Origin of the sequence: Micromonospora cathayae (assembly GCF_028993575.1) — a bacterium.
Classification (GTDB): Bacteria; Actinomycetota; Actinomycetes; order Mycobacteriales; family Micromonosporaceae; genus Micromonospora; species Micromonospora cathayae.
On record NZ_CP118615.1, the window covers coordinates 5,294,818 to 5,318,470 of the forward strand.

At 74.0% G+C, this 23,653-nt stretch carries 16 protein-coding genes; 5 read left to right on the forward strand and 11 right to left on the reverse strand.

From position 1 onward, the window contains the following. Positions 1-44: 44 nt before the first annotated feature. From PVK37_RS23665 to PVK37_RS23680, 4 genes are all read right to left on the reverse strand, one after another. Positions 45-6,392, reverse strand: a complete 6,348-nt coding sequence (locus PVK37_RS23665; RefSeq protein ID WP_275029950.1) for a non-ribosomal peptide synthetase — start codon at positions 6,390-6,392, stop codon at positions 45-47. 148 nt (positions 6,393-6,540) lie between these two features. Next, positions 6,541-6,774, reverse strand: a complete 234-nt coding sequence (locus tag PVK37_RS23670; protein WP_275029952.1) for an acyl carrier protein — start codon at positions 6,772-6,774, stop codon at positions 6,541-6,543. Positions 6,775-6,909: 135 nt separating this feature from the next. After that, entirely contained in the window at positions 6,910-7,953 is a 1,044-nt protein-coding gene (locus tag PVK37_RS23675; RefSeq protein WP_275029953.1) for a beta-ketoacyl-ACP synthase III, read from the reverse strand. A 145-nt stretch (positions 7,954-8,098) separates the two neighbouring features. Next, positions 8,099-9,436, reverse strand: coding sequence for a helix-turn-helix domain-containing protein (locus tag PVK37_RS23680; protein WP_275029955.1), 1,338 nt, complete (start codon positions 9,434-9,436; stop codon positions 8,099-8,101). A gap of 329 nt (positions 9,437-9,765) precedes the next feature. Between PVK37_RS23680 and PVK37_RS23685 the strand changes: the two genes are divergently transcribed. After that, positions 9,766-9,957 carry a hypothetical protein gene (locus PVK37_RS23685; protein ID WP_275029957.1) on the forward strand — a complete coding sequence of 64 codons (192 nt, stop codon included), beginning with the start codon at positions 9,766-9,768 and terminating at the stop codon, positions 9,955-9,957. Between the two features lie 13 nt (positions 9,958-9,970). On the opposite strand, the gene PVK37_RS23690 is transcribed toward PVK37_RS23685, so the two are convergent. Next, positions 9,971-13,003 (reverse strand): AfsR/SARP family transcriptional regulator, encoded by a 3,033-nt coding sequence (locus PVK37_RS23690; protein WP_275029958.1) that lies wholly within the window; start codon positions 13,001-13,003, stop codon positions 9,971-9,973. A gap of 319 nt (positions 13,004-13,322) precedes the next feature. Here PVK37_RS23690 and PVK37_RS23695 point away from each other — a divergent pair, with 319 nt between their 5' ends. The 3 genes from PVK37_RS23695 (at position 13,323) to PVK37_RS23705 (ending at position 15,186) form a co-directional block, all read left to right on the forward strand. Beyond that, positions 13,323-13,724, forward strand: a complete 402-nt coding sequence (locus tag PVK37_RS23695) for a nuclear transport factor 2 family protein (protein WP_275029960.1) — start codon at positions 13,323-13,325, stop codon at positions 13,722-13,724. 139 nt (positions 13,725-13,863) lie between these two features. Next, positions 13,864-14,796, forward strand: a complete 933-nt coding sequence (locus PVK37_RS23700; RefSeq protein WP_275029962.1) for an STM4015 family protein — start codon at positions 13,864-13,866, stop codon at positions 14,794-14,796. Between the two features lie 153 nt (positions 14,797-14,949). After that, positions 14,950-15,186, forward strand: coding sequence for a hypothetical protein (locus PVK37_RS23705; protein ID WP_275029963.1), 237 nt, complete (start codon positions 14,950-14,952; stop codon positions 15,184-15,186). Between the two features lie 131 nt (positions 15,187-15,317). Here PVK37_RS23705 and PVK37_RS23710 read toward each other — a convergent pair whose 3' ends face one another. Beyond that, on the reverse strand, positions 15,318-16,757 hold the full coding sequence (locus tag PVK37_RS23710) for a ferredoxin--NADP reductase domain-containing protein (protein WP_275029964.1): 1,440 nt from the start codon (positions 16,755-16,757) through the stop codon (positions 15,318-15,320). Further along, on the reverse strand, positions 16,754-18,109 hold the full coding sequence (locus PVK37_RS23715; protein WP_275029966.1) for an MmgE/PrpD family protein: 1,356 nt from the start codon (positions 18,107-18,109) through the stop codon (positions 16,754-16,756). Before PVK37_RS23715 ends, PVK37_RS23710 begins: the two co-directional genes overlap by 4 nt. Positions 18,110-18,174: 65 nt before the next feature. Between PVK37_RS23715 and PVK37_RS23720 the strand changes: the two genes are divergently transcribed. Continuing rightward, positions 18,175-18,909: a GntR family transcriptional regulator gene (locus PVK37_RS23720; RefSeq protein ID WP_275029967.1), complete on the forward strand. Its 735-nt coding sequence runs from the start codon at positions 18,175-18,177 to the stop codon at positions 18,907-18,909. Between the two features lie 20 nt (positions 18,910-18,929). Here the strand turns inward: PVK37_RS23720 and PVK37_RS23725 are convergent, their stop codons facing one another. Genes PVK37_RS23725 through PVK37_RS23740 form a run of 4 tightly spaced genes read right to left on the reverse strand, consistent with a single transcriptional unit; the run spans position 18,930 to position 23,641 of the window. Then, the gene (locus PVK37_RS23725) at positions 18,930-20,186 is read right to left on the reverse strand and encodes an amidohydrolase (protein ID WP_275029968.1); all 1,257 of its coding nucleotides are present in this window, start codon (positions 20,184-20,186) and stop codon (positions 18,930-18,932) included. Further along, the gene (locus PVK37_RS23730) at positions 20,183-21,352 is read right to left on the reverse strand and encodes a M24 family metallopeptidase (protein WP_275029970.1); all 1,170 of its coding nucleotides are present in this window, start codon (positions 21,350-21,352) and stop codon (positions 20,183-20,185) included. Before PVK37_RS23730 ends, PVK37_RS23725 begins: the two co-directional genes overlap by 4 nt. Next, positions 21,349-22,617: an amidohydrolase family protein gene (locus PVK37_RS23735; RefSeq protein WP_275029971.1), complete on the reverse strand. Its 1,269-nt coding sequence runs from the start codon at positions 22,615-22,617 to the stop codon at positions 21,349-21,351. Before PVK37_RS23735 ends, PVK37_RS23730 begins: the two co-directional genes overlap by 4 nt. After that, positions 22,601-23,641, reverse strand: a complete 1,041-nt coding sequence (locus tag PVK37_RS23740) for an aromatic ring-hydroxylating oxygenase subunit alpha (protein ID WP_275029972.1) — start codon at positions 23,639-23,641, stop codon at positions 22,601-22,603. Before PVK37_RS23740 ends, PVK37_RS23735 begins: the two co-directional genes overlap by 17 nt. Positions 23,642-23,653: the final 12 nt, after the last annotated feature.

Sequence of the window (23,653 nt, forward strand, 5' to 3'; positions counted from 1 at the left end):
CAGTACGCGGGGCAGGTTGTGCCTGGTACCGCCGCTGGATCCGGTCACGGGGTGGGGCCGCCGGTGGGCAGCCGGTTCCCCGCGTCGGTGCGGCGGCGCAGCACCGGCCGGGCCCTGGTCGGTGCGGCGGCCGGGAGCTGCCCGGTGAGGGTGGCGATGGTGGGGGCCTGGAAGATGTCCCGGATGGACAGCTCGACGCCGAGCACGGTGCGGGCCCGGGAGGCGAGGCGGGCGGCGAGCAGGGAGTGCCCGCCCAGGTCGAAGAAGTCGTCGTCGATGCTGACCGCCGGCAAACCGAGGACCTCGGCGTACAGGCCGCACAGGATCTCCTCCCGGGCGTCCCGGGCCGGCCGGCCGGTGCCGGCGGTGGCGGTGAACTCCGGCTCCGGCAACGCCCGCCGGTCGAGCTTCCCGTTCGCCGTCAACGGCATCCGCTCCAACACCACCACCGCCGACGGCACCATGTGCTCCGGCAACCGCTGCCGCAACCACGACCGTACGTCCTGGCCGTTCAGGGCCTGTCCCGCCTCGGGCACCAGGTAGCCGACCAGGCGCATGGTGCCGGTCGGGTCCGGGCCGGCGAGCACCGCCGCCTGCGCCACCAGGTCGTGTGACAGTAGCGCGGCTTCGATCTCGCCCGGCTCGACCCGGAAACCGCGTACCTTGACCTGGCCGTCGACCCGACCGACGAACTCCAACACCCCGTCGGCCGTCCACCTCGCCAGGTCACCGGTGCGGTACAGGCGCTCACCCGGACCACCGAACGGATCCGCCACGAACCGCTCCGCGGTCAGGCCGGGTCGGTTCAGGTACCCGTGGGCGAGGCCGATCCCGGCCAGGTACACCTCACCGACGACGCCCACCGGGACCGGGCGGAGCCGGTCGTCGAGCAGGTACGCGCGTTTGTTGGCGACCGCCCGGCCGACGGGCACCGACGCGCCGGTCAGGTCTTCGGGGACGTCGTAGGTGGTGGTGAAGCCCATCGACTCCGCCGGACCGTACCCGTTCGCCACCCGCAGATCCGGATACAACGCCAACGCCTTCGCCACATGACCCACCGACGCCGGCTCACCACCCGTGAACGCCACCCGCACCCCGTCGAACACCTGCGGATACTCATCCACCAACAGATTGAACAAACCCGACGACAACTGCAGCATCGACACCCGATGCTCGGCCACCAACGACGCGATCAACCCCGGCTCCGGACGCTGACCCGACTGCAACACCGTGCAACCCCCGAACACCAACGCACCCCAGAACTCCAACGAGAACGCATCCCACGACACCGGCGAACACTGCAAGAACACCTCCCCCGCACCGAACGACGCATACCCCTGACCCACCACCGAACCCACCAACGCCCGATGCGACGACACCACACCCTTCGGCACACCCGTCGACCCCGACGTGAACATCACACACGCCACATCACCCGCGTCGACCCGGACGTCCAGGTCGGTGTCAGGGTGCGCGGCGATCGTGTCGGCGTCGGCGTCCACCCGCACCACGGGACAGGTCGCGGAGACCCGGGACGCCAGCGTGGACCGGGACACCAGCGCGGCGGCCCGCGTCTCGGCGAGCACCCAACCCAGTCGCTCGTCCGGGAACTCCGGGTCCAGCACCGAGTACCCGGCACCGCTCTTCACCACCGCCAACAAGGCAACCGCGAAGTCCACACCCCGCTCCAACAACACCCCCACCACATCACCACGCCGCACCCCACACGACACCAGATGCCGGGCCAACCGGTTCGCCCGCGCATCCACCTCCCGGTACGACAACCGCACCCCGTCACCCACCACCGCCACCGCGTCCGGAGCCTCCGCCACCCGCGCGGCGAACAACACGTGCAGCGGCAGATCCGGCACCGCGACAGCGGTCGCGTTCCAGTCGTGGACGACTGCCCGGTGCTCGGCGGCGTCGAGGGCGTCGATGGTGTCGACGGGCAGCTCCGGGTCGGCGGTGGCCTGGGCCAAGACCCGGAGCAGGGCGGCGAGCAGGCGTTCGACGGTGGACCGGTCGAGGATCGCGGCCCGGTACAGCAGCGCCCCACCGATGCCGGCGTCCCCCTCGTCCCGGAGCAGGAACTCGAGGTCGAACTTGGCGGTGCCGGTGTCCACCACGCCACCCCGGCCGACCCGCAGGCCGGGCAGCCGGAACGTGCCGTCGGCGGCGTCGTCCAGCGCCAGGCAGACCTGGAACAGCGGGTGCCGGGCGAGGGTGCGGACCGGGTTGAGGGCCTCCAGCAGCAGGTCGAACGGCAGTTCCTGGTGGGCGAAGGCGTCCAGGTCGGTGGCGCGTACCCGGCCCAGCAGGTCCGCGAAGGACGGGTTCCCGGAGGTGTCGGTCCGCAGCACGAGGGTGTTGACGAAGAAGCCCACCAGGGCGTCGAGGGCCTCGTCGGAGCGGCCGGCGACCGGGGTGCCGATCGGTACGTCGGTGCCGGCGCCGAACCGGGTCAGGGTCAGCGCGAGGGCGGCCTGGAGCACCATGAACGGGGTGCACCGCTGCTGGCGGGCCAGCGCGCCGATCCGGCGGGCCAGGTCGGGTTCGATCCGTACCGGCACCGCGCCGCCCCGGTGGTCGGCGGTCGCCGGCCGGGGCCGGTCCAGCGGCAGGCCGAGTTCCTCGGGGATGCCGGCGAGGGTGTCCCGCCAGAAGGCGAGGTCGGTGGCGTGCACGCTGTCCGGGTCGGTCGGGTCGCCGAGCATGGCGCGCTGCCAGAGGGTGTAGTCGGCGTACTGGACGGGCAGCGGAGCCCAGTCGGGGGCGCGGCCGGCGCGGCGGGCGGCGTACGCGGTCGCCAGGTCGGCGAAGAGCGGCCGTAGGGACTGGCCGTCGGTGGCGATGTGGTGCAGCAGGATCAGCAGTACCCGGTCGTCGTCGCCGAGGTCGAGGAGGGTGACCCGCAGCGGTGGTGCGGCGCTCAGGTCGAAGACGTGGCCGGCGGCCTCGGCGAGCTGCCGGTCGAGGTCGTCCGGGCTGGTCCGCCGGTGGTCGACGGTGACCGGGGCCGGGTCGAGGATCCGCTGGTACGGTTCGCCGTCGACGGTGGTGACGACGGTCCGCAGCACCTCGTGCCGTGCGGTGAGGTCGGTCAGGGCGAGTTCCAGGGCGGGCACGTCCAGGTCACCGGTGAGCCGGACGGCGAGCGGGACGTTGTAGGCGGCGCTGCCCCCACCGTGCAGGGAGTCGACGAGCCAGAGCCGCCGTTGCGCGTACGACAGGGGGATGCGCTCGCCGCGCGGCGCGGCGGTGACGGCGGGGCGCGGCCGGGCGCGGCCGGTGGTGGCGAGGTGTTCGGTGAGGGTGGCGATGGTGGGCGCCTGGAAGATGTCCCGGATGGACAACTCGACGCCCAGGACGGTGCGGGCCCGGGAGGCGAGGCGCGCGGCCAGCAGGGAGTGCCCGCCCAGGTCGAAGAAGTCGTCGTCGATGCTCACCGCCGGCAAACCGAGGACCTCGGCGTACAGGCCGCACAGGATCTCCTCCCGGGCGTCCCGGGCCGGCCGGCCGGTGCCGGCGGTGGCGGTGAACTCCGGCTCCGGCAACGCCCGCCGGTCGAGCTTCCCGTTCGCCGTCAACGGCATCCGCTCCAACACCACCACCGCCGACGGCACCATGTGCTCCGGCAACCGCTGCCGCAACCACGACCGCACATCCTGACCGTCGACCGGCGTACCGGATTCCGCGACCACGTACCCGACCAGGCGCATCGTGCCGGTCGGGTCCGCACCCGCGAGCACCGCCGCCTGCGCCACCAGGTCGTGTGTCAGCAACGCCGCTTCGATCTCGCCCGGCTCGACCCGGAAACCGCGTACCTTGACCTGACCGTCGACCCGACCGACGAACTCCAACACCCCGTCGGCCGTCCACCTCGCCAGGTCACCGGTGCGGTACAGCCGCTCACCCGGACCACCGAACGGATCCGCCACGAACCGCTCCGCCGTCAACCCCGGCCGCTTCAGGTAACCGTGCGCGAGACCGATCCCGGCCAGGTACACCTCACCGACCACCCCGACCGGCACCGGCCGCAGCCGCCGGTCCAGCACGTAGGCCCGCTTGTTCGCGACCGGCCCACCCACCGGAACGGACGCTCCGCTGATGTCGGCCGGAATGTCGTACGTGGTGGTGAAGCCCATCGACTCCGCCGGACCGTACCCGTTCGCCACCCGCAACCCCGGACACCGACCCACGATCCGCGCCACATGACCCACCGACGCCGGCTCACCACCCGTGAACGCCACCCGCACCCCGTCGAACACCTGCGGATACTCATCCACCAACAGATTGAACAAACCCGACGACAACTGCAGCATCGACACCCCGTGCTCGGCCACCAACGACGCGATCAACCCCGGCTCCGGACGCTGACCCGACTGCAACACCGTCGTGCCACCGAACACCAACGCACCCCAGAACTCCAACGAGAACGCATCCCACGACACCGGCGAACACTGCAAGAACACCTCCCCCGCACCGAACGACGCATACCCCTGACCCACCACCGAACCCACCAACGCCCGATGCGACGACACCACACCCTTCGGCACACCCGTCGACCCCGACGTGAACATCACACACGCCACATCACCCGGGTCCACGGCCACCGCCAGCGGGGAGTCCGCGCACCCGGCGATGGCCTCGGCGTCCGTGTCGACCGCCACCACCACCGGTCCGGCGGCGAGCCGCCCGGCGAGCGTCGCCCGGGTCACCACCGCCGGCGCGCCGGTCTCGTCGAGCACCCGGTGCAGCCGTTCGTCCGGGAACTCCGGGTCCAGTACCGAGTACCCGGCACCGGTCTTCACCACCGCCAACAAGGCAACCGCGAAATCGACACCCCGCTCCAACAACACCCCCACCACATCACCACGCCGCACCCCACGGGAGACAAGATGCCGCGCCAACCGGTTCGCCCGCGCATCCACCTCCCGATACGACAACGACACCCCCTCACCCACCACCGCCACCGCATCCGGAGCCTCGGCCACCCGGGACGCGAACAACTCACCCAACGACACGTCCGGCACCGGTACCGCCGTCGCGTTCCAGTCGTGCAGGACGCGGTCCCGGTCGGCCGGGTCGAGGGGATCGATCCCGGCGACCGGCCGGCCGGGCCGGGCGGTCATCGCGGCCAGCGTCCGGTGGAAGGTGTGCTGGTAGGCGTCGAGGTCGACGGCGTGGCGGTGGGCGGTGTCCACGCTGACGTCGACCCGCAGGCCGCCGTCGGGGTGGTGGGTGACGGTGAGGGCCAGGTCCTCGACGGTGCCGCCGGTGGAGATGAGGTGGTGCAGGGCCGGCAGGCCGGCGAAGTGGTCGTGCTCGTCGCCGGCCACGATGTTGACCACCGGCCCGAACTCGCGGCGGCCGTCGGTGGGCCAGTCCAGGTCGTGCAGCAGGTCGGCGGAGTCGTACCGCTGGTGCCACTGGGCGCGCAGGGTCTGCTTGGCGACCCGGGCGGCGAGGGCCTCGGCGGTCTCGGTGGGATCGATCCGGCAGCGCAGCGGCAGGATGTTCGCCATCATCCCGGGCGCGCCGACGGCCGCCGGGCTGAGCCGGCCGGGCACCGGAAGGCTGAGCAGCACGTCGTCGTCGCCGGACCACAGGTGCCGGTGCACCACGGCGGCGGTGATCAGGGCCTGCTGCCAGGTCACCCCGGCACGCTCGGCGAACCGGCGCAGCCGGTCGAACCCGTCGGTGTCGAGACGGGAGACCTGTCGGGTGACCCGGTTGGCGGGCTTCTCCGGCGACAGCGGGCCGGCCGGGTAGGCGGCGTCGGCCATCAGTTTCCGCCAGTACGCGGCGTCGCGCTGCTGGGCGCGGGAACCGGCGTACCGGTCCTGCTCGTCGCGCATGGCGGTGAACGAGCCGAGCGGCGCGCCGGTGGCGGGACGGCCCTCGACCAGCGCGGTGTACAGCTCGGCCCCCCGGCGGCGGATCACGGTGGAGGTGTAGCCGTCGTGGATGAGGTGGTGGGCCCGGTTGTACCAGAGATGGTGGGCCGGGCCGAGCCGGAAGATCTCGTGGTGGAACAGCCGGTCGTGTTCCAGGTCGGGGGCCTGGGCCATGTCCTCGTGCATCAGGCGGACCGCCGTGGCGCGCGGGTCGGCCTCGGTGCTGAGGTCGCGGATCCGGGGGGTGAAGTCCGGGGCCGGGCCGACGTACTGCACCGGGACGCCGTCGATCTCGGTGAACCGCAGGCGCAGGGTCTCGTCCTCGGCGACCAGCGCGGTGATGGTGGCCAGTGCGGCCGGGCCGTCCAGCGGGCCGTGGATCTCCAGGTAGCCACCCATGTTGTGGACCGGATTGTCCGGATCGATCCGCTGCGCGTACCAGACGCCGAGTTGGGCGGCGTTGAGGGGCCGGGCGTGGTTCGTCGGATCGGACATGGTGGACCCCTCATCTGGGACGCGGGCGGCGGATCGGAGCGGACGGACAGGCGTCAGCGGCCCACCGCGGGTCCTCAGGGGTACGAAGAGGTACGCGGTGGGCCGGCGGCGGAGCCGCGGGAGGACAGCGGCGGTACGGAGGGCGCGGTCACTGCTTCCGCTGGATGAGCTCCAGGATGTCCTGGACGCTCTGCACGGTGCCGAGCTCGTCGTCGGTGATCTCGATGCCGAAGATCTTCTCGACCTTGACCAGGATGTCGACGAAGGTGAGCGAGTCGATGCCGAGGTCCTGGTTGAGCCGGTGCGTCGGGCCGAGCTGGACGGTCAGGTCCGGCACCTGCTCCAGGACGATCTCGTTGACCTTCTCCAGTGTGTTGATCATGACGCTTCTCCCATCTTCGGTGGGCACTCGACGAGTGCCGCCCCTGAGGTGATTCGGTGGTTGGTGATCTCCCACCGCCTCGGCGGTGGGACGTCGGACGGCCGGTGGGTGTCCGCCCGTCTGCGGCGGGTGGGTCTACGCCACCGGGTGCGGGGCGGGAAGGGTCAGCTCGGGCCAGGTGAGGGCGGCGGCGGCCCAGGTCGCGCCGCCACCGAACGCCGCCAGCAGCACCCGGTCCCCGGGGGTGAACATGCCGGCCTCCATGGCGTCGACGAAGGCGAGCGGGATCGACGCGGCGGAGGTGTTGGCGACCCGGTCCACGTTGATGACGGCCCGTTCGGGCGCGATGCCGATCGCCTCGGCGGTGGCGGTCAGGATGCGCCGGTTCGCCTGGTGCGCGACCAGCCAGTCGACGTCGTCGACCGTCCAGCCGACCTGCGCCAGCACCGCCGTGGACGCCCGGCTCATCCGGTCGATGGCGTGCTTGTAGACCGACCGGCCGGCCATCGTGAAGTAGCTGTCCGCGGCGTCGGTGCCGACCCCGGCGGAACGCTGGCGGGACCCACCGGCCGGGGTCTTCATGATGTCCAGCAGGTTGCCGTCGCTGCCCAGCAGCCGGGCGGTGAGGCTGCCCGGCTCGTCGGGGCCGCCGGCCCGGACGACCACCGCGCCGGCGCCGTCACCGAAGATCGGGGCGGTGATCTGGTCGGAGTTGTCGAGGATGGTGGAAATGGCGTCCGCGCCGATGACCAGCCCGGTGCGGTAGCCCGAGGCGAGCATGCCGGCGGCGACCGACAGCGCGTACACGAACCCGGAGCAGGCCGCGTTCAGGTCGAAGGCGGCGATGTTCGGCAGGCCCAGTCGGGCGGCGACCGCCGGGGCGGTGGCCGGGAACGGGTGGTCCGGGGTGCAGGTCGCCAGGATCAGGAAATCGATCTCCGGGTGGCCGCAGGAGTCGAGGGCCCGCTTGCCCGCCTCGACGGCGAGGTCGGAGGTGGCTCCCGCCGGTTCGAGAATGAACCGCTGCTCGATGCCGGTACGGTCGCGGATCCAGTCGGTGGTGACGCCGAGCCGCTCGGCGATCTCATCGTTCTTCACCACCCGCTCGGGGACGTACGCGCCGAGGCCGGCGATGACGGCCGTCCTGGTGGTGATCGGGTGTTCGACATTCGCCGACAAGGGTCGTCCTCCTCGTATCGTGGTCAGGCGGTCCACTGGTGTCCCCGTCGGGCCGCTTCCTGATCGGTGTGCAGTCATTCAACCGGCGGGGTACGCCGGGGTGCGGCAGTTGTTCCGGCACCCGCGCAGCAGTTGCGCCGGGGGTTCAGGCCGGGACGGCCGCCGGGGCGCAGAGCTGGGCGGCGCGGACCAGGTGCAGGATCCGGAACCGTGACTGGCCCGCCTCGTAGCTGGGCCGGACCAGCCCGTGCAGCACCAGGTCACGGACGGTCCGTCCACTGTCGGGCAGGCTGCGGCCGGTCAGCGCCATCACGTCGGGCAGCCCGAAACCGTCGTCCCGGGCGCAGAGCGCGGCGAACAGGTCGCGGTCGGCGGCGGGCAGCGCGGCGAGGCGGCGGTCGAGGGCCTCGCGCAGCCGGATGCCGCCCTCGGCCCCGGCCAGGTGGTGCAGCAGGTCGGCCGGGTCGCCGTGCAGACACTGGTGCAGGGTCGGGACGTTGTAGACGACCAGCCAGGACGCCGCCGCCTGGAGGGCGAGCGGAAGGCCGTCGAGCCGGCGGCAGACGTCGGCGACCAGGGGCGCGTCGGTGTCGGTGAGCCGCAGGTCGGGCCGGACGCGTCGGGCCCGGTCCAGGAAGAGCCGGGTGGCCGGGGCCTGTTCGAGCGTCGTCCGGTCGACGGGGTCGCCCGGTTCGGGCCCGGCCAGCGGGGTGAGCAGGAAGGACCGTTCGCCGGGCAGGTCGAGCGGGCGGTCGGCGGTGACCAGGATGCGCAGCCCGGGGCAGTCGCGCAGCAGTCGGGCGAAGCGGTCCGGTCGTGGGTCGGCGTCGGTGACCCCGTCCACCACCAGCAGCGGCGGCCGGTCGGCGACGGTCTCCACGAGGGCGGCGAGGTCGTCGTCCTCGGCACCGGTGCCGAGGAGCTGGCCGACGCAGGCGCGGACCAGGGTGGTGAGCCGGTCCCCGCCGGGGCGGGGTGCGGCCGGGAGTTCGGTGACCGGGCACCAGAGCACCGGGGTGCGGTCGGCGGTGTGCAGGCGGGTCGCCACCTCCAGGGCGAGGCGGGTCCGGCCGACCCCGGCCACTCCGACCACGGTGACCAGTCGTTCCGCCCCGGAGGCCAGTTCGTCGACGAGGACGCTCGTCTCGGCCTCCCGGCCGAGCAGCACGTCGGTGGCGATCGGCGGGGCGGGCGGGTCGGCCTCGTAGCCGGCCTTCACCGCCCAGCTCGTCCGGCCCTGGTTGGCGGCGGTCTCCAGGTCGGCGCGGGCCCGCAGGCCCAGCCGCAGGCCGTCGGCGATCAGCCGTACGGTGTCCTGCCGGGGCCGGCGGGCCCGTCCCTGTTCCAGGTCGCGGATGGCCCGGACGCTGACCGTGGAGAAGTCCGCCAGTTCCCGCTGGGTCAGCCCGATTCGCATGCGGTGCTGACGCACCAGCAGCCCGAACTGCGGAACGTCCTCGGCGGCGGCTACCTCGATGGTCATGATCGGTCTCCACTTCTGCGCGGTGCGGAGACGGGGGAAGGCACCCGGTGGGGAAAGCCTGCACAAATCCCATGGGTGGGATTCCCTCGTCTCGCACCATGCTCCGGGCTCCGCTATCGGCCCGGCATCATCCGCCCAAGCACGGCATCGCCGCAGCTCAGAGCCGGTCCGGCGACCGTACGCCGGGCTCCGGCCGGGCCCGGTGATGGCGGCGGCCGGAGCCGGGATAAGGGTGATAGCGCCGAGATAAACCTTGAGATAAGGCCGGGATTCCCGCCGTCGATAGCGTTCCTGTCATCGCCACCGGGAAACACCACCAAGGAGTCGACATGGGACGCATCGCCACCGCCGTCAAGCTCGCCGCCCTCGCCGCCGGCACCGCCGGCCTCATCGCCCTCGGCGCGACGGCCGCCCAGGCCGACGAGACCCCCACGCCGGGCGGCACCGGCACCCCGGCCGCGGTGGTCTCGCCCAGCCCGAGCCCGAGCACCAGCACCCTCGACAACAACCCCTGGGACTGACCCGACCCGACGGTCAGGGGGCGGACGGACGCCGCGTGGCGAGCTCCCCCAGCAGCCGCTCCGCCTCCCGCAGCTCGTGCCGCATCCCCCGCGCCGCGAAGGTCGCGCCGGCCTGCTCCAGCAGCGCCCCCGCCTCGGCCCCGGCACCGAACCGGACCAGCAGCCGGGCCAGATCCAGCCGGACCACCGCCGCCCCGCCGTGGTCCATGATCTGCTCCCGCACCGCCAGCGCCCGCTCGAAGGCGTCCCGCGCCTGCTCGTACCGGCCGGTGGCCGCGTGCACCTCGCCGAGGTTGCGCAGCAGGTGCCCCTCGCCGATGATGTCGCGGCTGCGGCGCACCATCTCCAGCACACCGGTCAACGTCTGCTCCGCCTGCGCGTGCTCACCCCGCTGTAACAGCACCTGGCCCGCCCGGCGCAGGGCGTGCGCCTCGCCGTGGGCGTAGCCGACCGTCCGGAAGACGCTCAGCGCCTCCTCCAGTTGCGCGTGCGCGACCGCGCTGTGCCCGCGCCGCATCCAGATGTACGCGCTCTGGGTCAGCACGGTGGCCCGGCCCACCACGTCACCGACCTTCTCGAAGTCCCGCGCGGCGTGCTCGTAGAGCACCAGGGCCCGGTCGTCCTCGCCGATCTGCCGGTCGAGCAGGGCCAGGTCCCGGCGGCACAGCGCCAACCCGTGCACGTCACCCAGCTCGTCGAAGATCTCCCGGGCCGCGCCGAGCGCCTGCCGCGCCTCCTCCGGCTGCTGCCGGCTGATGTGCATGGTGCCCAGCGAGCTGAGCACCGCCGCGGTGCCCCGCCGGTTGTCGTTCGCCCGGGTCGCCTCCAGCGCCCGCCGGTGCGTCCGCTCCCACAGGTCGAAGTAGCCGCGCGACTCGAACAGCGTCACCAGCGTGGTGGTCAGGTCCCAGCAGAGTTCGTCCAGCCCGGCCTGGGCGGCCTGCTCCACGGCGAGGCAGAGGTTGGCCTGCTCGCCGTCGAGCCACTCGACCGGGTCGACCAGCAGCCGGTCGACGTAGCTCTCCGGCGGCTGCCACCGCGGCCCGGTGCCGCGCAGCACCGTGTAGTCCCCGCCGTACACCCGGGCGTGCGCCTTCTCGGCGATCGCCAGCCAACCGCCGACCATCCGTTCCGTCGCCGCGAGCTGCACGGCCGGGCTGTCGTGCAGGGTCAGCTGCTCCCGGGCGAACAGCCGGATCACCTCGTGGAACCGGTACCGGAACTCACCGGTGCGTTCCACCGCGACGGCGTCCAGCATCTGCACGTCGACCAGCGGTTCCACCAGGTCCGACGGGAACGGACGGTGGTCGTCGAGCAGCGCGCCGGCGATCCAGCCCGGCACCGTCGGCCCCTCGGCCAGACTGAACAACCGCAGCAGCCGACGGTCCGCCCGGTTGAGCCCGTCATGGGTCAGCGACAGACTGGCCCGCATGGTCATCTCGCCGTGCGCCAGCTCGTCGAGGCGGTGCCGCTCGTTGGCCAGCCGGTGCACCATCGACGCCAGCGTCCAGTGCGGCCGGGCGGCCAGCCGGGCGGCCACGATCCGCAACGCCAACGGCAGCCCGCCGACGGTCCGCACCAGCGCCGCCGCGGCCTCCGGCTCCCGGCCCACCCGCTCGTCGCCGACCACCCGGCCCAGCAGCTCCAGCGCCTGCTCCTGGTCGAGCACGTCCAGCTCGACCCGCTGCGCGCCGGGCAGCGCGGTCAGCCGGGACCGGCTGGTCACCAGCACGGCGCAACTGCTGCTGCCGGGCAGCAGCGGGTTGATCTGCCGTTCACTGGCGGCGTCGTCGAGCACCACCAGCATCCGGCGGGACGCCAGCAGCGTCCGGTACATCTCGGCGCGTTCGTCCGTGCCGTCCGGGATCACCGGGCCGGGAATGCCCAACGCCCGCAGGAACCGGCCGAGCACGTCCGTCGCGCTGACCGGCTCCGCGCCGGCCCCCCGCAGGTCACAGTAGAGCTGACCGTCGGGGAACCGTTCGCCGCCCAGCCGGTGCGCGACGTGGGTGGCCAGGGCGCTCTTGCCGATGCCGGGCTTGCCGCCGATCACCACCAGGCCGAGCGCTCGCTGGCCGTCCCCGCCGAGCAGCGCCGCCTCGACCCGGCGCAGCAGCGGCTCCCGCGCGACGAAGTCCGCCGTGTCGGCCGGCAGCTGGTGCGGCTTCTCCTCGCCGTACGGGGTGGCCGGGGCGGGCCCGACGACCGCCGGGCGGACCCGGACCGGCTCCGGCCGGTGCGGGGCACCACCGGGGGCGTACAGGCCGGGATCGCCGGCGAGGATGGCGTTCTCCAGCTGGCGCAGCTCCTCCCCCGGCTCCAGCCCCAGCTCGTCGGCGAGCAGCTGCCGGCCGGCCCGGTACACGTCCAGCGCCTCGGCCTGCCGGCCCGACCGGTGCAGCGCCAGCATCAGCTGCCCGCGCAGCCGCTCCCGCAGCGGGTACTCGTGCAGCAACCGGCTGATCTCGCCGACCAGCTCGTGGCTGCGCCCGAGACCCAGCTCCAGTTCGAGGTACGTCTCGATGGCGGTCAGCCGGTCCTCGTCCAGCCGCAGCCCCCGGGTGCGCAGCGCCTCGCTCGGGATGCCGGCCAGGCACGGGCCGCGCCACAGCGCCACCGCGGCCCGCAGCGTCTCGGCCGCCTCGGCGACCCGGCCCTCCTTGACCAGCACCCGGGACGCCATCACCTGCCGGTTGAACACGTGCAGGTCCACCGCGTCGTCCTCGGTGCGCAGCAGGTAACCCGGGGCGCGGGACACCACCGACGCCGCGACCTGGGCCTCGGCGAGACTCTTGCGGATCCGGGACACACAGATCTGGATCTGGGTGCGGGCGGTGTCGGGCGGTTCCTCGCTCCAGATCAGGTCGAGCAGCCGGTCGGTGCCCACCACCCGGCCCGCCTCCATCAGCAGGCAGGCGAGAATGGTCTCCTGCCGGCCCGGCGGGATCCGGATCGGCCCGGTCGGTCCCTCCACCTGCAGGGGTCCCAGCACCCGGAAGGCGATCCCGGTCGGGGCGACTGTTCTGGTGAGGATCGAGTCGGGCATGAGTCTCCAGAGCCGACAGCTGTTCGTGAGAGGGGTCGTTCTCGCGACAAGAACACATCATCGGGGCATACCCTGTCCACCAGCACGATGACCATCACTTTCACCCGTCCGTAGGTTGCGCGATCAGGCCCCGGGATGATCCAGTTCAGGGGACGCCCGGCCCGCACCGCCGCCGGGACACCGCCTGCCCTGTTCCCGGTGAGCCGCAGCTCAACGGCCCGGGAAAGCGCCGTGATAGGCCGGAGTTGACCGCCTGCCCGACAGTTCTCGCAGCACCACAGGAGTGGGGCGACGGGGACCAGGCAGAGGAGCCGACCGGATGAGCAGCCACGGGGGTTTACGGACGCGCAGCGCGGCCGTCACCGCAGCCGGCGTCGACCACGTTCGACTGTCGTACCACTACCTCGACATCGGCGACATCGACGCGTACGGCTCGCTGCTGGACGAGCACGTGCAGGTACGGCGTCCGGACCTGGCCCTGGGCTGTGGTCGCGCCGAGGTGCTGCGGACGCACGCCCAGGTCGCGGGTCCGCCGTCCCGGCACCAGATCTACAAGGTCATCGCCGACGGTGACGCGGTGGCGGTGACCGGCCGGTGGACCGCGCCGTCGACCGGCCGGCGCGACCACCGCGACGGCGTCGACTTCGTCGACGTCTTCACCCTCACCGACGAGGGGATGCTGCTCGGGTACCGCCGGTTCTACTACCTCGCCCCCGGCTGAGCCGGCGCCGCCGACACCCCGGGTCCGGTCCGTCAGGTTCCGGCCGGGAACCGCGCGCCGGCCGGTGGGTGATCCTCCCTGTCGGTCGGGGCTGCTAGCGTCGCGCCGCGCCACCCCACTCGACCGGAGGTTCATTGTCGTGATCAGATCGCACGCGTCGTCGTTCGCCGGGCTGCCGGTGCTGCCGTACACCCCGGGGATGGCCCTGCCCGAGGATCCGGCGGCGGTGGCCTGGCGGCTGGCGGTGGAGGACTTCGAGGCCGACCCCGAGGAGTTCGCCGAGCTGGTCGCGACGTTCCGCAAGGAGGTGCCCGGCGCGGCGGTACGGGCGCTGGTGGTCGGCGAGTGGGGCTGTGCGTACGATTCGCCGCTGCCGGTCGGGTTGCTGGTGGACGCCGCCGCCGAGTGGACCGGGCTGCGCGCGGTGTTCCTCGCCGACCTGGTCAGTGAGGAGTGCGAGATCTCCTGGCTGACCCACGGCGACATCACCGGACTGCTGACCGGCTACCCGACCTTGGAGGTGCTGTGGGTGCGCGGCGGCACCGGGCTACGGCTGGAGCCGGTACGGCACGCCGGCCTGCGGGAGCTGCGGTTCGAGTCCGGCGGGCTGCCGGGGCAGGTGGTCCGGGCGGTGGGCGAGAGCGACCTGCCGGCGCTGGAGCGGCTGGACTGCTGGCTGGGCCGGCAGGAGTACGGCGGCGACGCCACCGTCGGGGACCTGGGGCCGGTGCTGGCCGGCGCGGGGCTGCCGGCGCTGCGGCACCTGGCGTTGGCCAACAGCGAGATCGCGGACCCGACGATGTCGGCGGTCGCCGCCGCGCCGGTGGTCGGCCGGCTGACGGTGCTCGACCTGTCGATGGGCGTGCTCACCGACGAGGGGCTGGACGCCCTGCTGGCCGGGCAGCCGCTGACCCACCTGCGCCGGCTCGACCTGAGCCGGACCTACCTGTCCGACGAGGCCCGCCAGCGTGCGGTGGCCGCGCTGCCGGGTGTGGAGGTCGACGTGTCGGAGCCGCAGTCGGTGCACGTGTACAACGGCCGGGAGTTCCGGTTCACCGCGGTCGGTGAGTGACCGACGCTGATCCGTGACGGTGTGCCGTCCACCCGGTCCGGGACCCGGCCGTGCCGTCCACCCGGTCCGGACCCGGCCGCGCCGCGCGGACGGTGTGGAGCGCGGGCGGCTGGGTACCTCCACGGGGGACGCCCCGACGTGGAGGAGGACACCATGACCGACCCGAGGTACACCGGACTGGGGCTGGCGGCGGCCGGCCGGCTCACCGGGGACGACGGCAGCGCGGAGACCGGCGGCGAGATCGTCGGCGCGGACGACGCGGCGGCCGACGCCGCCCGCGCGGGCGCCGACGTCGACCTGTCCGGGGCGACCCGGGACGGCCCCGGGGTCCCGGTGGGCTCGGCCGACGCCGCCGCCGACCGGGAACGGGCCGCCCGGGGTTCCGACTGACCGGACGACGACCGGCCCCGGGCCGGCGCAGGTCATCCCGTCGGGCCCGACGACCGCCCCGCGCCGGCGCCTTCGCGTCGGCCCGACGACGGCCGCGAGGAGACCGGGCGGGACGCTGGCCGCACCGGCCGCTACCGTCGGCGGGGCGACGGGTCCGGTGCGGAGCCGGGCCCGCGCGCGGCGGCGAGCAGCGCAGCGGTGGTGGTGAACCGGACCCGGGGTCGGCCCTGGGCGGCCCCGGCGGCCAGCTCGGCGGCGTCGATCCGCCGCCAGCCGTCCAGGGTGACCAGGTCGGGGCACCGGTCCCGGAGCTGGGCCAGGGTCTTGTCCGGGTCGTGCCCACCGGCGCGCAGCGTGCCGTCGGCGAGGTCGGCGAGCACTCCGGCGACGGTCTCGGTGGCGCACTTGCGGTTGGTGCCGACCACGCCGGACGGCCCACGCTTCGCCCAGCCTGCCACGTAGACGCGCGGGGCGACCCGACCGGCGGTGTGCGCCACGTGCCCGTGCCGCTCGTCGAACGGTACGCCGGGCAGCGGGCGGCCCCGGAAGCCGACGGCGTGTACGACGAGCCCGCAGTCGAGCCGTTCGGTGCGCCCGGTGGGCTGCACCCGTCCGTCGACGATGTCGTTGTGCACCAGGTCGAGCGCGGTCACCCGGCGCTCACCGACCAGCGCGACCGGGGAGACCTGGAACCGGAGGACGAGCCGCCGCCGGCCGGGGTGCACCGGACGGGCGGCGAGGTCGCGCAGCGCGTCGAGGACCGGGCCGTCGCCGGCCAGGTCCGGCGCGTCGACGACCACGTCGACGCCGGTCAGCCGGCCGAGTTCGGCGAGTTCGGGAAGGGTGAACGCGGCCCGGGCGGGGTGCCGGCGACCGAGGACGACCACCTCGCGGATCCGGCTGTCGGTGAACGCGGCCAGCGCCGGGTCGGCGATGTCGGTCCGGGCCAGTTCGGTCGGGTCGCGGACCAGCAGCCGGGCGCAGTCGAGGGCCACATTGCCGTTGCCGACCACCACCGCGCGGTGGTGGTCCAGCACGATCCGTTCGTCGGCGGCGTCCGGGTGGCCGTTGTACCACCGGACGAACCGGCCGGCGGCCAGACTTCCGGGCAGGTCGACGCCGGGGACGGCGCGGGGCAGGTCGACGCCGGGGACGGCGCGGGGCAGGTCGACGCCGGGGACGGCGCGGGGCAGGTCGACGCCGGGGACGGCGACAGGCGGCTCAGCGCCGGGGACGGCGAGCGGCCGGTCGTCCGGCGCGCCGGTGGCGTAGACCACCGCGTCGTACAGTTCCAGCAGGTCGTGGTGGGTGAGGTCGCGGCCGATCTCGATCCCGCCGAGGAACCGCGCGTCGGGGTGGTCGACGACGCGTTCGAAGACCCGGGTCACCGATCTGGTCTGCGGGTGGTCGGGGGCCACGCCGGAGCGGACCAGCCCCCACGGGGTGGGCAGCCGGTCCAGCAGGTCGACCTGGGCCGGCACCCCGGCGGCGGCGGTGCCGGTGAGCAGGGCGCTGGTGGTGTAGGCCCCGGCGGGGCCGGCGCCGACCACCGCGAACCGGTACCGGTTCACGCGTCACCTCCGGTGCGGGCGACCGCCTGCCACAGCGTCGCGCTGTCGCTGTCGGCGGCGAGGGCCTGCCGGAGTTCGTCCCCGCCGTCGGCGGACACCGGGGCCACCAGGGCGGTGAACTTCGCCGCGAGTTCGGCCTCGTCGAGCGGGTCGGCGGGGTCGCCCCGGGCGACCAGCCGGGGTTCCGGACGCAGGGTGCCGCCACCGGTGAGGGTGACCTCGACGGTGGTGCCGTAGTGCTGCGGCAGGTGGGCGTCGAGGGCCGGGTCGTGGACGACCTCGATCCGGGCGGCCAGGTCCAGGATGGCCGGATCGGTGAGCCGGTGTTCGGCGATCTGGTCCGGACCGGCCGTGCCGTCGACGGTGGCGGCGGCGAGCACGAACGGGTAGCTGTACTGGGCGTGTTCGAGAGACGGCGGGCGGTGGTGGGTGAGGAAGGTGGCCCACCGGTGGGTGGCGACGCGGATCGACCGGACGTGCTCCGGGCGCAGCCCGTCGGCGGTCAGCGCGCGCAGCGCGTCCACCGCGGTGTGGGTGTACCGGCAGGCCGAGTAGGGCTTCAGGTAGGAACGTTCGATCTCGAAGACCTCGCCCAGCGACGCGACGAACGGGTCGTCGACGGCGTGCGGCTCCTCCAGCGGGGTGGGCGGGAAGATGGCCGGGGCGGGCGGCACGGCGGCTCCGTCCGGCGTGGCCATCCAGCCGTTCTCGGCCAGCCGGGCGGCGGTCACGCCGGTCGCCGCCGACCAGCCGATCGCCTCCTTCACGGTGGGCCACTGCAACGCGGCGGTGGGGGCGTGCGCCCAGGCGACCAGCATGGCCCGGCGGATGGTGTCGGCGTCGCCGCCGCGTACCTTCGCGGCGGCCGCCGCCGCGCCGACCGCGCCGGCGGTGCCGGTGCAGAACCAGCGGGCGGTGTCGTACCGGGGCCAGAGCAGGTGGGCGACCCGGACCGCCACCTCGAACCCGGCGACCTGCGCGGCGAGCAGGTCGGCGAACGGTACCGGCCGGTCGGACGCGGCCACCAGCACCGCCGGTACGACGACCGACGACGGGTGGATGGCCCCACCGAGGTAGTGCCCGTCGTCGTAGTCGAGGGCGCTGGCCGCGACGGCGCTGACGAACGCGGCGGCGGTGGCGGTGCGGGCGGGCGCGCCGGGGGCGAGGGCGTGGAATCCGCCGAGGTCGGCGGCCATCGCCCGGTGCGCGTTCCGGGCGGCGCTGGTACGGCTACCGCCGAGGGCGGTGCCGATGGTGTCCCGCAACCGTTCCCGGGCCCGCTGGCGGGCCGACGCGGGGATCGTGTCGAAGGTCAGACCGGCGACGCGGTGGGCGACCTCATCACTGTTCACTGATATGCTCCTTGTTGGATCCAGGATTCAATCCGCGTGCAGCTCAACCGGACCGAGGAGCGCCGATGGCGAGCAGGCCCTTCCAGAAGCCGCCCACCCAGGTCGAGGCGGTGCTGTTGGAGCTGCGCCGCGCGTTGCTCGAGGGCGACTATCCCGCCGGCACCCGGCTCAACGTCGACGGGATCTCCAAGACCCTCGGGGTCAGCCGCGCCCCGGTCCGCGACGCGTTGCGCATCCTGGAGGGGGAACAGCAGGTCATCTACGAGCCGCACCGTGGCTACTGCGTCCCGGAGATGCGGCTGGACGACCTGTTCGACCTGTACCGCATCCGGGAGCTGCTGGAGTCGGAGGCCGCCGCGCTGGCCGTGCCGCTGCTCACGCCGGACGACATCGCGGCGCTGCGCACCTCGGCCGAGGTGGTCTCCCGCGCGCTGGCCGAGGGCAACCGGGTGACCGCCACCTACGCCAACCGGGAGCTGCACTTCCGGCTCTTCGAGTCGCCCGGCCACGAGCAGCTGGTGACCTCGATCCGGCAGGCCTGGAACGCCGACGCGTACCGGGCGCTGTACCTGCGGGACCTGGAGAGCGCGGCGGCCAGCGCCCGCGAACACGACGCGATCGTCGACGCCGCCGCCGAGGGCGACGTGTCCCGGGTCATCCTGCTGCAGAACGCCCACCGGGACGGGGAGCTGCGGTCCCTGCTGCGGATGCTCACCGACCGGTTCCCCGGCGCGGAGGACACCGCGACCGAGCAGTGGCGGGCGACCACCGGCGTGGAAGCGTTCGCGGAGACCGCCTGACGGCGCGGGCGCGGTGGCCGTCAGCACGCCGCGCCCAGCGTCCGGACCACCCGGTCGAGCAGGTCCACCCCGACGCCGAGCGCGTCCTCGTCGATGTCGAAGGTGCTCTGGTGGTGGCCGCCGGCCTGGTCCGCCCCGATCACCAGGTAGGTGCCCCGGCCGCCGTGCGCGCGTACCCGGTCGAGCAGCCAGGCGGCGTCGTCGCTGGCCCGGTCCGCCAGCGACCCGCCGACGGCCGTCACGGCGGGCACCCGGGCGGCGACGGCGGCGATCCGGTCGGCGAGGTCGGCGTCGCAGCGCACCTGCGGGGCGTGCCCGGTGGTCTCCAGCGCGCAGGTCACCCCGTACGCGGCGGCGCTGCCCCGCAGCGCGGCGGTGACCCGGTCGGCCAGCAGGTCGCAGGCGGCGGTGTCGTCGGCGCGTACCTCCAGGTCGAGGGTGGCCGACGCCGGTACCACGTTCGACGCGCCGGGACAGTCGAGGGCACCGACGTTGACCCGGGTGGCCGCGGATCCGTGCTGCCCGACGGCGTGCACGGCCAGCGCGCCGGCCGCGGCGGCGAGCAATGCGCTGCGACCGTGTTCCGGGGCGAGACCGGCGTGCGCGGCCACGCCGGTGAAGGTGGCCCGGAGCTTGACCGAGGCCAGCGCGCCGTGGGTGCGCGGGTGGACGGTGCCGGTCGGCGCGCCCAGCCCGAGGTGGATGCAGATCAGGTCGTCGACGTCGTCGAGCACCCCGGAGGCGGCCATCGCCCGTCCGCCGCGCAGTCCCTCCTCGGCGGGCTGGAACAGCAGCTTGACGGTGCCGGCGAAGTCGCGGTCGGCGAGCCGGCGGGCCAGCCCGAGCGCGATCGCGGTGTGTCCGTCGTGGCCGCAGGCGTGCATCGTGCCGGGCCGGGTGGAGGCGAACCCGAGCCGGTGCGGGCGGTGCCCGTCGTCGCCGTCCTCGGTCAGCGGCAGGGCGTCGATGTCGGCGCGGACCGCGACGACCCGGCCGGGCCGGCGTCCACGCAGGATGCCGACCGCGCCGGTCGTCCCGTGCCGCAGGGCCGCCATGGTCTGCGGGTCGAGGCCCTCGTCCAACGCCTCCCGCCAGGCCCGGTCGACGTCCCCGGGTACGCCCATCCGCAGCTCGGGCACCATGATGTCGGCGCCGAGCGCCACCTCGGCCCCCAGCTCCCGCAGCCGGGCCACCACCAGGCAGGTGGTCCGGTACTCGCAGAAGCCGCGTTCCGGGTTCGCGTGCAGCCTCCGCCGGATCGCGACCTCCTCGTTCACCGGATCCAGTTCCGGTAGTCGGGTGGCGCGACCCGCTCGTGGCCGGTGTCGGTGATCAGCACCGGCTCGCCCAGGTAGAGGCTGGAGCCGTCCGGGCCGGGCAGGCCGATGAAGTAGAAGAAGGTCATGCCGGGGACCAGGACGCGCGGCTCGGTGGCCTTGATCCGCAGGTTCTCCAGCCAGGTGGGCGGGAAGCCGATCCCGGTGCCGTAGCCGACGTGCCGGCCGGCCCGGGACACCCCGCGTTCGGTCAGCAGCCGCTGCACCAGCCGGCTCACCTCGGCGATGGGTCGCCCCGGCACGAACGCCGCGAAGCCGGCTTCGAGGGTCTCCACCATGGTCTCGTGCAGCCGGGCGACCGCCGGGTCGGGTCGGCCGACGGCGTAGCTGACCGCGCCGACGGCGTGGTAGCGGGTGGCGGACGCGCCGATCTCGATGACCACCGTCTCGCCGGCCCGCATCCGGCGGGTGGTCGCCGCCCCGTGGGTCTGGGTGAGGGTACGCGGACCGGAGGCGATCGGTGGCGGGATCGCCGGCGGGTCGCCGCCGAGCCGGTACAGCTCACCGACGATCGCCCGGTGCACCTCGGTCTCGGGCACCCCCTCCCCCACCGCGTCCCGGGCGACCCGGAACGCCGCGTCGAGCTGGTGCGCGGCCTCCCGGAACCAGGCGATCTCGTGCTGGTCCTTGACCACCCGCAGGTCACCCACCACCGAGGACGCGTCGGTGAGGACCACCCGGCCGTCGAGCCGCTGCCGCAGGTCCTGGTGGTAGGCGGGCAGCAGGGCGTGGGTGAGCAGTTCGATCCCGACCGCCGCGCCCGGGGCGACCTGCCGGTCGTCCAGCAGTGCGGCGACCAGGTCGCCGGGGGTGTCCGGGGACTCGTCGTACCAGACCCGGACGTCGTCGACCAGGCCGGTGCCCCGGATCATGTGCTCGTCGGGGGCCCGGCAGATGGCGGCCGGGGGCAGTTCCGGGTCGGTCGGCAGGTAGACGGTCTGGAAGACCCAGTAGCCGATCTGGTCGTAGCCGAACAGGTAGAACAGTGACGCCTGGTCGAACAGGAGGATGCCGGCGAGTCCGCGCCGCGCGCACTCCTGCCGGACCCGGGCGATCCGGTCCTGCTGGACGGCCCGGGGGACGGTCCGGACGGGTTCGTCGGTCATACGGGTGCCTCCACGGGGTCGGGTGCCGGCGGATCGCCGACCGGGTCGGTGACGGTGGGGACGCCGGCCTCGACCACGGTCCGTCCACCGAGGAGCAGCGTGATCGGCTCCCGGCCCGACCCGTCCACGACGAGCAGGTCGGCCCGGCCGCCCGGGGTGACGGTGCCGACGCCGGTCAGGCCGAGTCGGCGCGCGGCGTTGCCGGCGAACACGGCGGCCAGCAGGTGCGGTGGCGCGACCCGGTCGGCCAGGCAGTGCCGCAGCACGTCCAGCAGCAGCACCGGCCGGTGCGGGACGAGCGCACCGTCGTGCGGGTGCGCTCCCCCGGCGTCGGAGGTCACCGTCACCTGCTCCACCGGCACCCGGTCGAGGAGCTCGGCGACCGCCCGGTGCGGGGGCACCGCCCCCGGGAAGTAGTCCGGGCGGATGCAGGCGGTGACATCGACACCGACCCCGGCGTGGGCCAGGTCGATGGCGGCGGCGAGCACGTCGGGGTTCCAGTTGACGTGGGTGACGGTGACCATCGCGGCCGGTACCAGCCCGTCGGCGACCGCCCGGGCGACCAGGTCGACGCCGCGCCGGTCCGGGCCGAGGTGCAGGTGCAGCACGGGCGGTTTCCCGCCGGTCCGGCTGCCCCGGGCCACCGCGCCGGCCAGCCGGCGCAGTTCGTCGACGGTGCCGACCGCGCCGACCTCGCCGACGGCGGCCTTGACCCCGCGCACCTCGTCGAACAGCGCCAGGTCACGGCGGACGTCGCCGGTGAGGGTGGCCGGCGGGTGTCCGATCTCGCCGGTGAACAGGTACCCGGTCAGTCCCTGGGCGCGCAGCGCCCGGACCCGGGCCAGCAGCGCCTCGTGGGTGCGGACCACGGTGTCGTGGCCCAGGCAGCCGACCACGGTGCCGATGCCGGCGGTGGTGTACTGCTCGAACCGGATCGGCAGGTTCTGGGTGTGCGGGCCACCGCCGCCCCCGCCGCCGGTCGGGTGGGAGTGCTGGTCGACCAGGGCGGGCAGCACCAGCCGGCCGGCCAGGTCGACCTCGGTCACCGGTACGCCGGGCAGCCGCACCCCGGGCAGGTCGGCGTCGACCGCCACCACCTGCGCGCCGACGACCAGCACGTCCCGGACGGCGGTGCCGGTGGGGCCGGCGACCCGGCCGCCGCGCAGCAGCAGCGCCCGGACCGGGTCGGTGCTCTCCGCCCGGGACGCCGACGCGGTGGCGGGGCCGGTGCCCCGGCCACCCGCCGGGTCAGAGCTGGGGGACACCGAGCCGCTCCATCAGTTTCTGGAACTCCACCAGCGGGACGTCCTCCGGGCGCAGGTACAGGATGACCTGGGCGCGCAGCGGCGGCAGCAGCCACGGTTGCTGGCTCTCCACGATCTCGCGGTCCTGTTCCTTGATGCCGAGGTTGAACTCCTCCCACAGCTGGTCGTGGGCGGGGTCGCGGTCGTAGGTGCGGGAGAGCTGGGTGAACGAGATGGTCCGGTCGTGGGAGACCGGCTGGTACACGTTCCAGGTCACCGAGACCCCGGCGGCGGAGTGGATGACGTTCTTCATGGAGTTGACCGTGGCGACGTTGTGGAACTCCACGTCGACGGTCCGGACGGCGGTGGCCCGGTCGCCGCCCTCGGCGACCATCGGGCTCTCCGGCATGCTGGTCCGGTACCGGGAGGTGAGCACGCCGTCGGCGGAGACCGCGACCGGCTGCTCCCCCAGCCGCTGCGGCAGCAGGGGCTGCCCGGCCACGCCGAGCACGTCCGGGTGCACCCAGGAGAAGTGCGTGTCGTCGAGGGCGGCCATCACCAGCCGGGGCACGCTGGCCCGCCACTCGGCGTGCCGCACCAGCTCGTTCTTGTGGAACTCGGGGTCGTCGTACTCCGGGTACGGCGGCAGGTCGCCCTGGGGTTCGTCGGCCAGGCAGACCCAGATCAGCCCGTACCTCTCCTGGCTGTGCAGCCGCCGGACCCGGGCCTGGGCGGGGATCTTCCCGTCGCCGCGCAGCGGGATCTCCACGCAGCGGCCGGTCTTGTCGTACTGCCAGCCGTGGTAGCGGCAGCGCAGCACCCGGCCGTCGACGACGTCGCCGAGGGACAGCGCCGCGCCGAGGTGGCGGCACACGTCGGGGAAGGCGGCGACCTCGCCGTCGAGCCGGGTCAGGGAGATCGCCTCGTCGAGCAGGACGACGCGGACCGGGCGGTCGGTGAGGTCGGCCGACCGCAGGACGGGGTGCCAGAACGGCCGCATGGCGGACAGGTAGCCGGCGACGGCTTCCGGTGAGGGACTGGACATGCTCGGACTCCG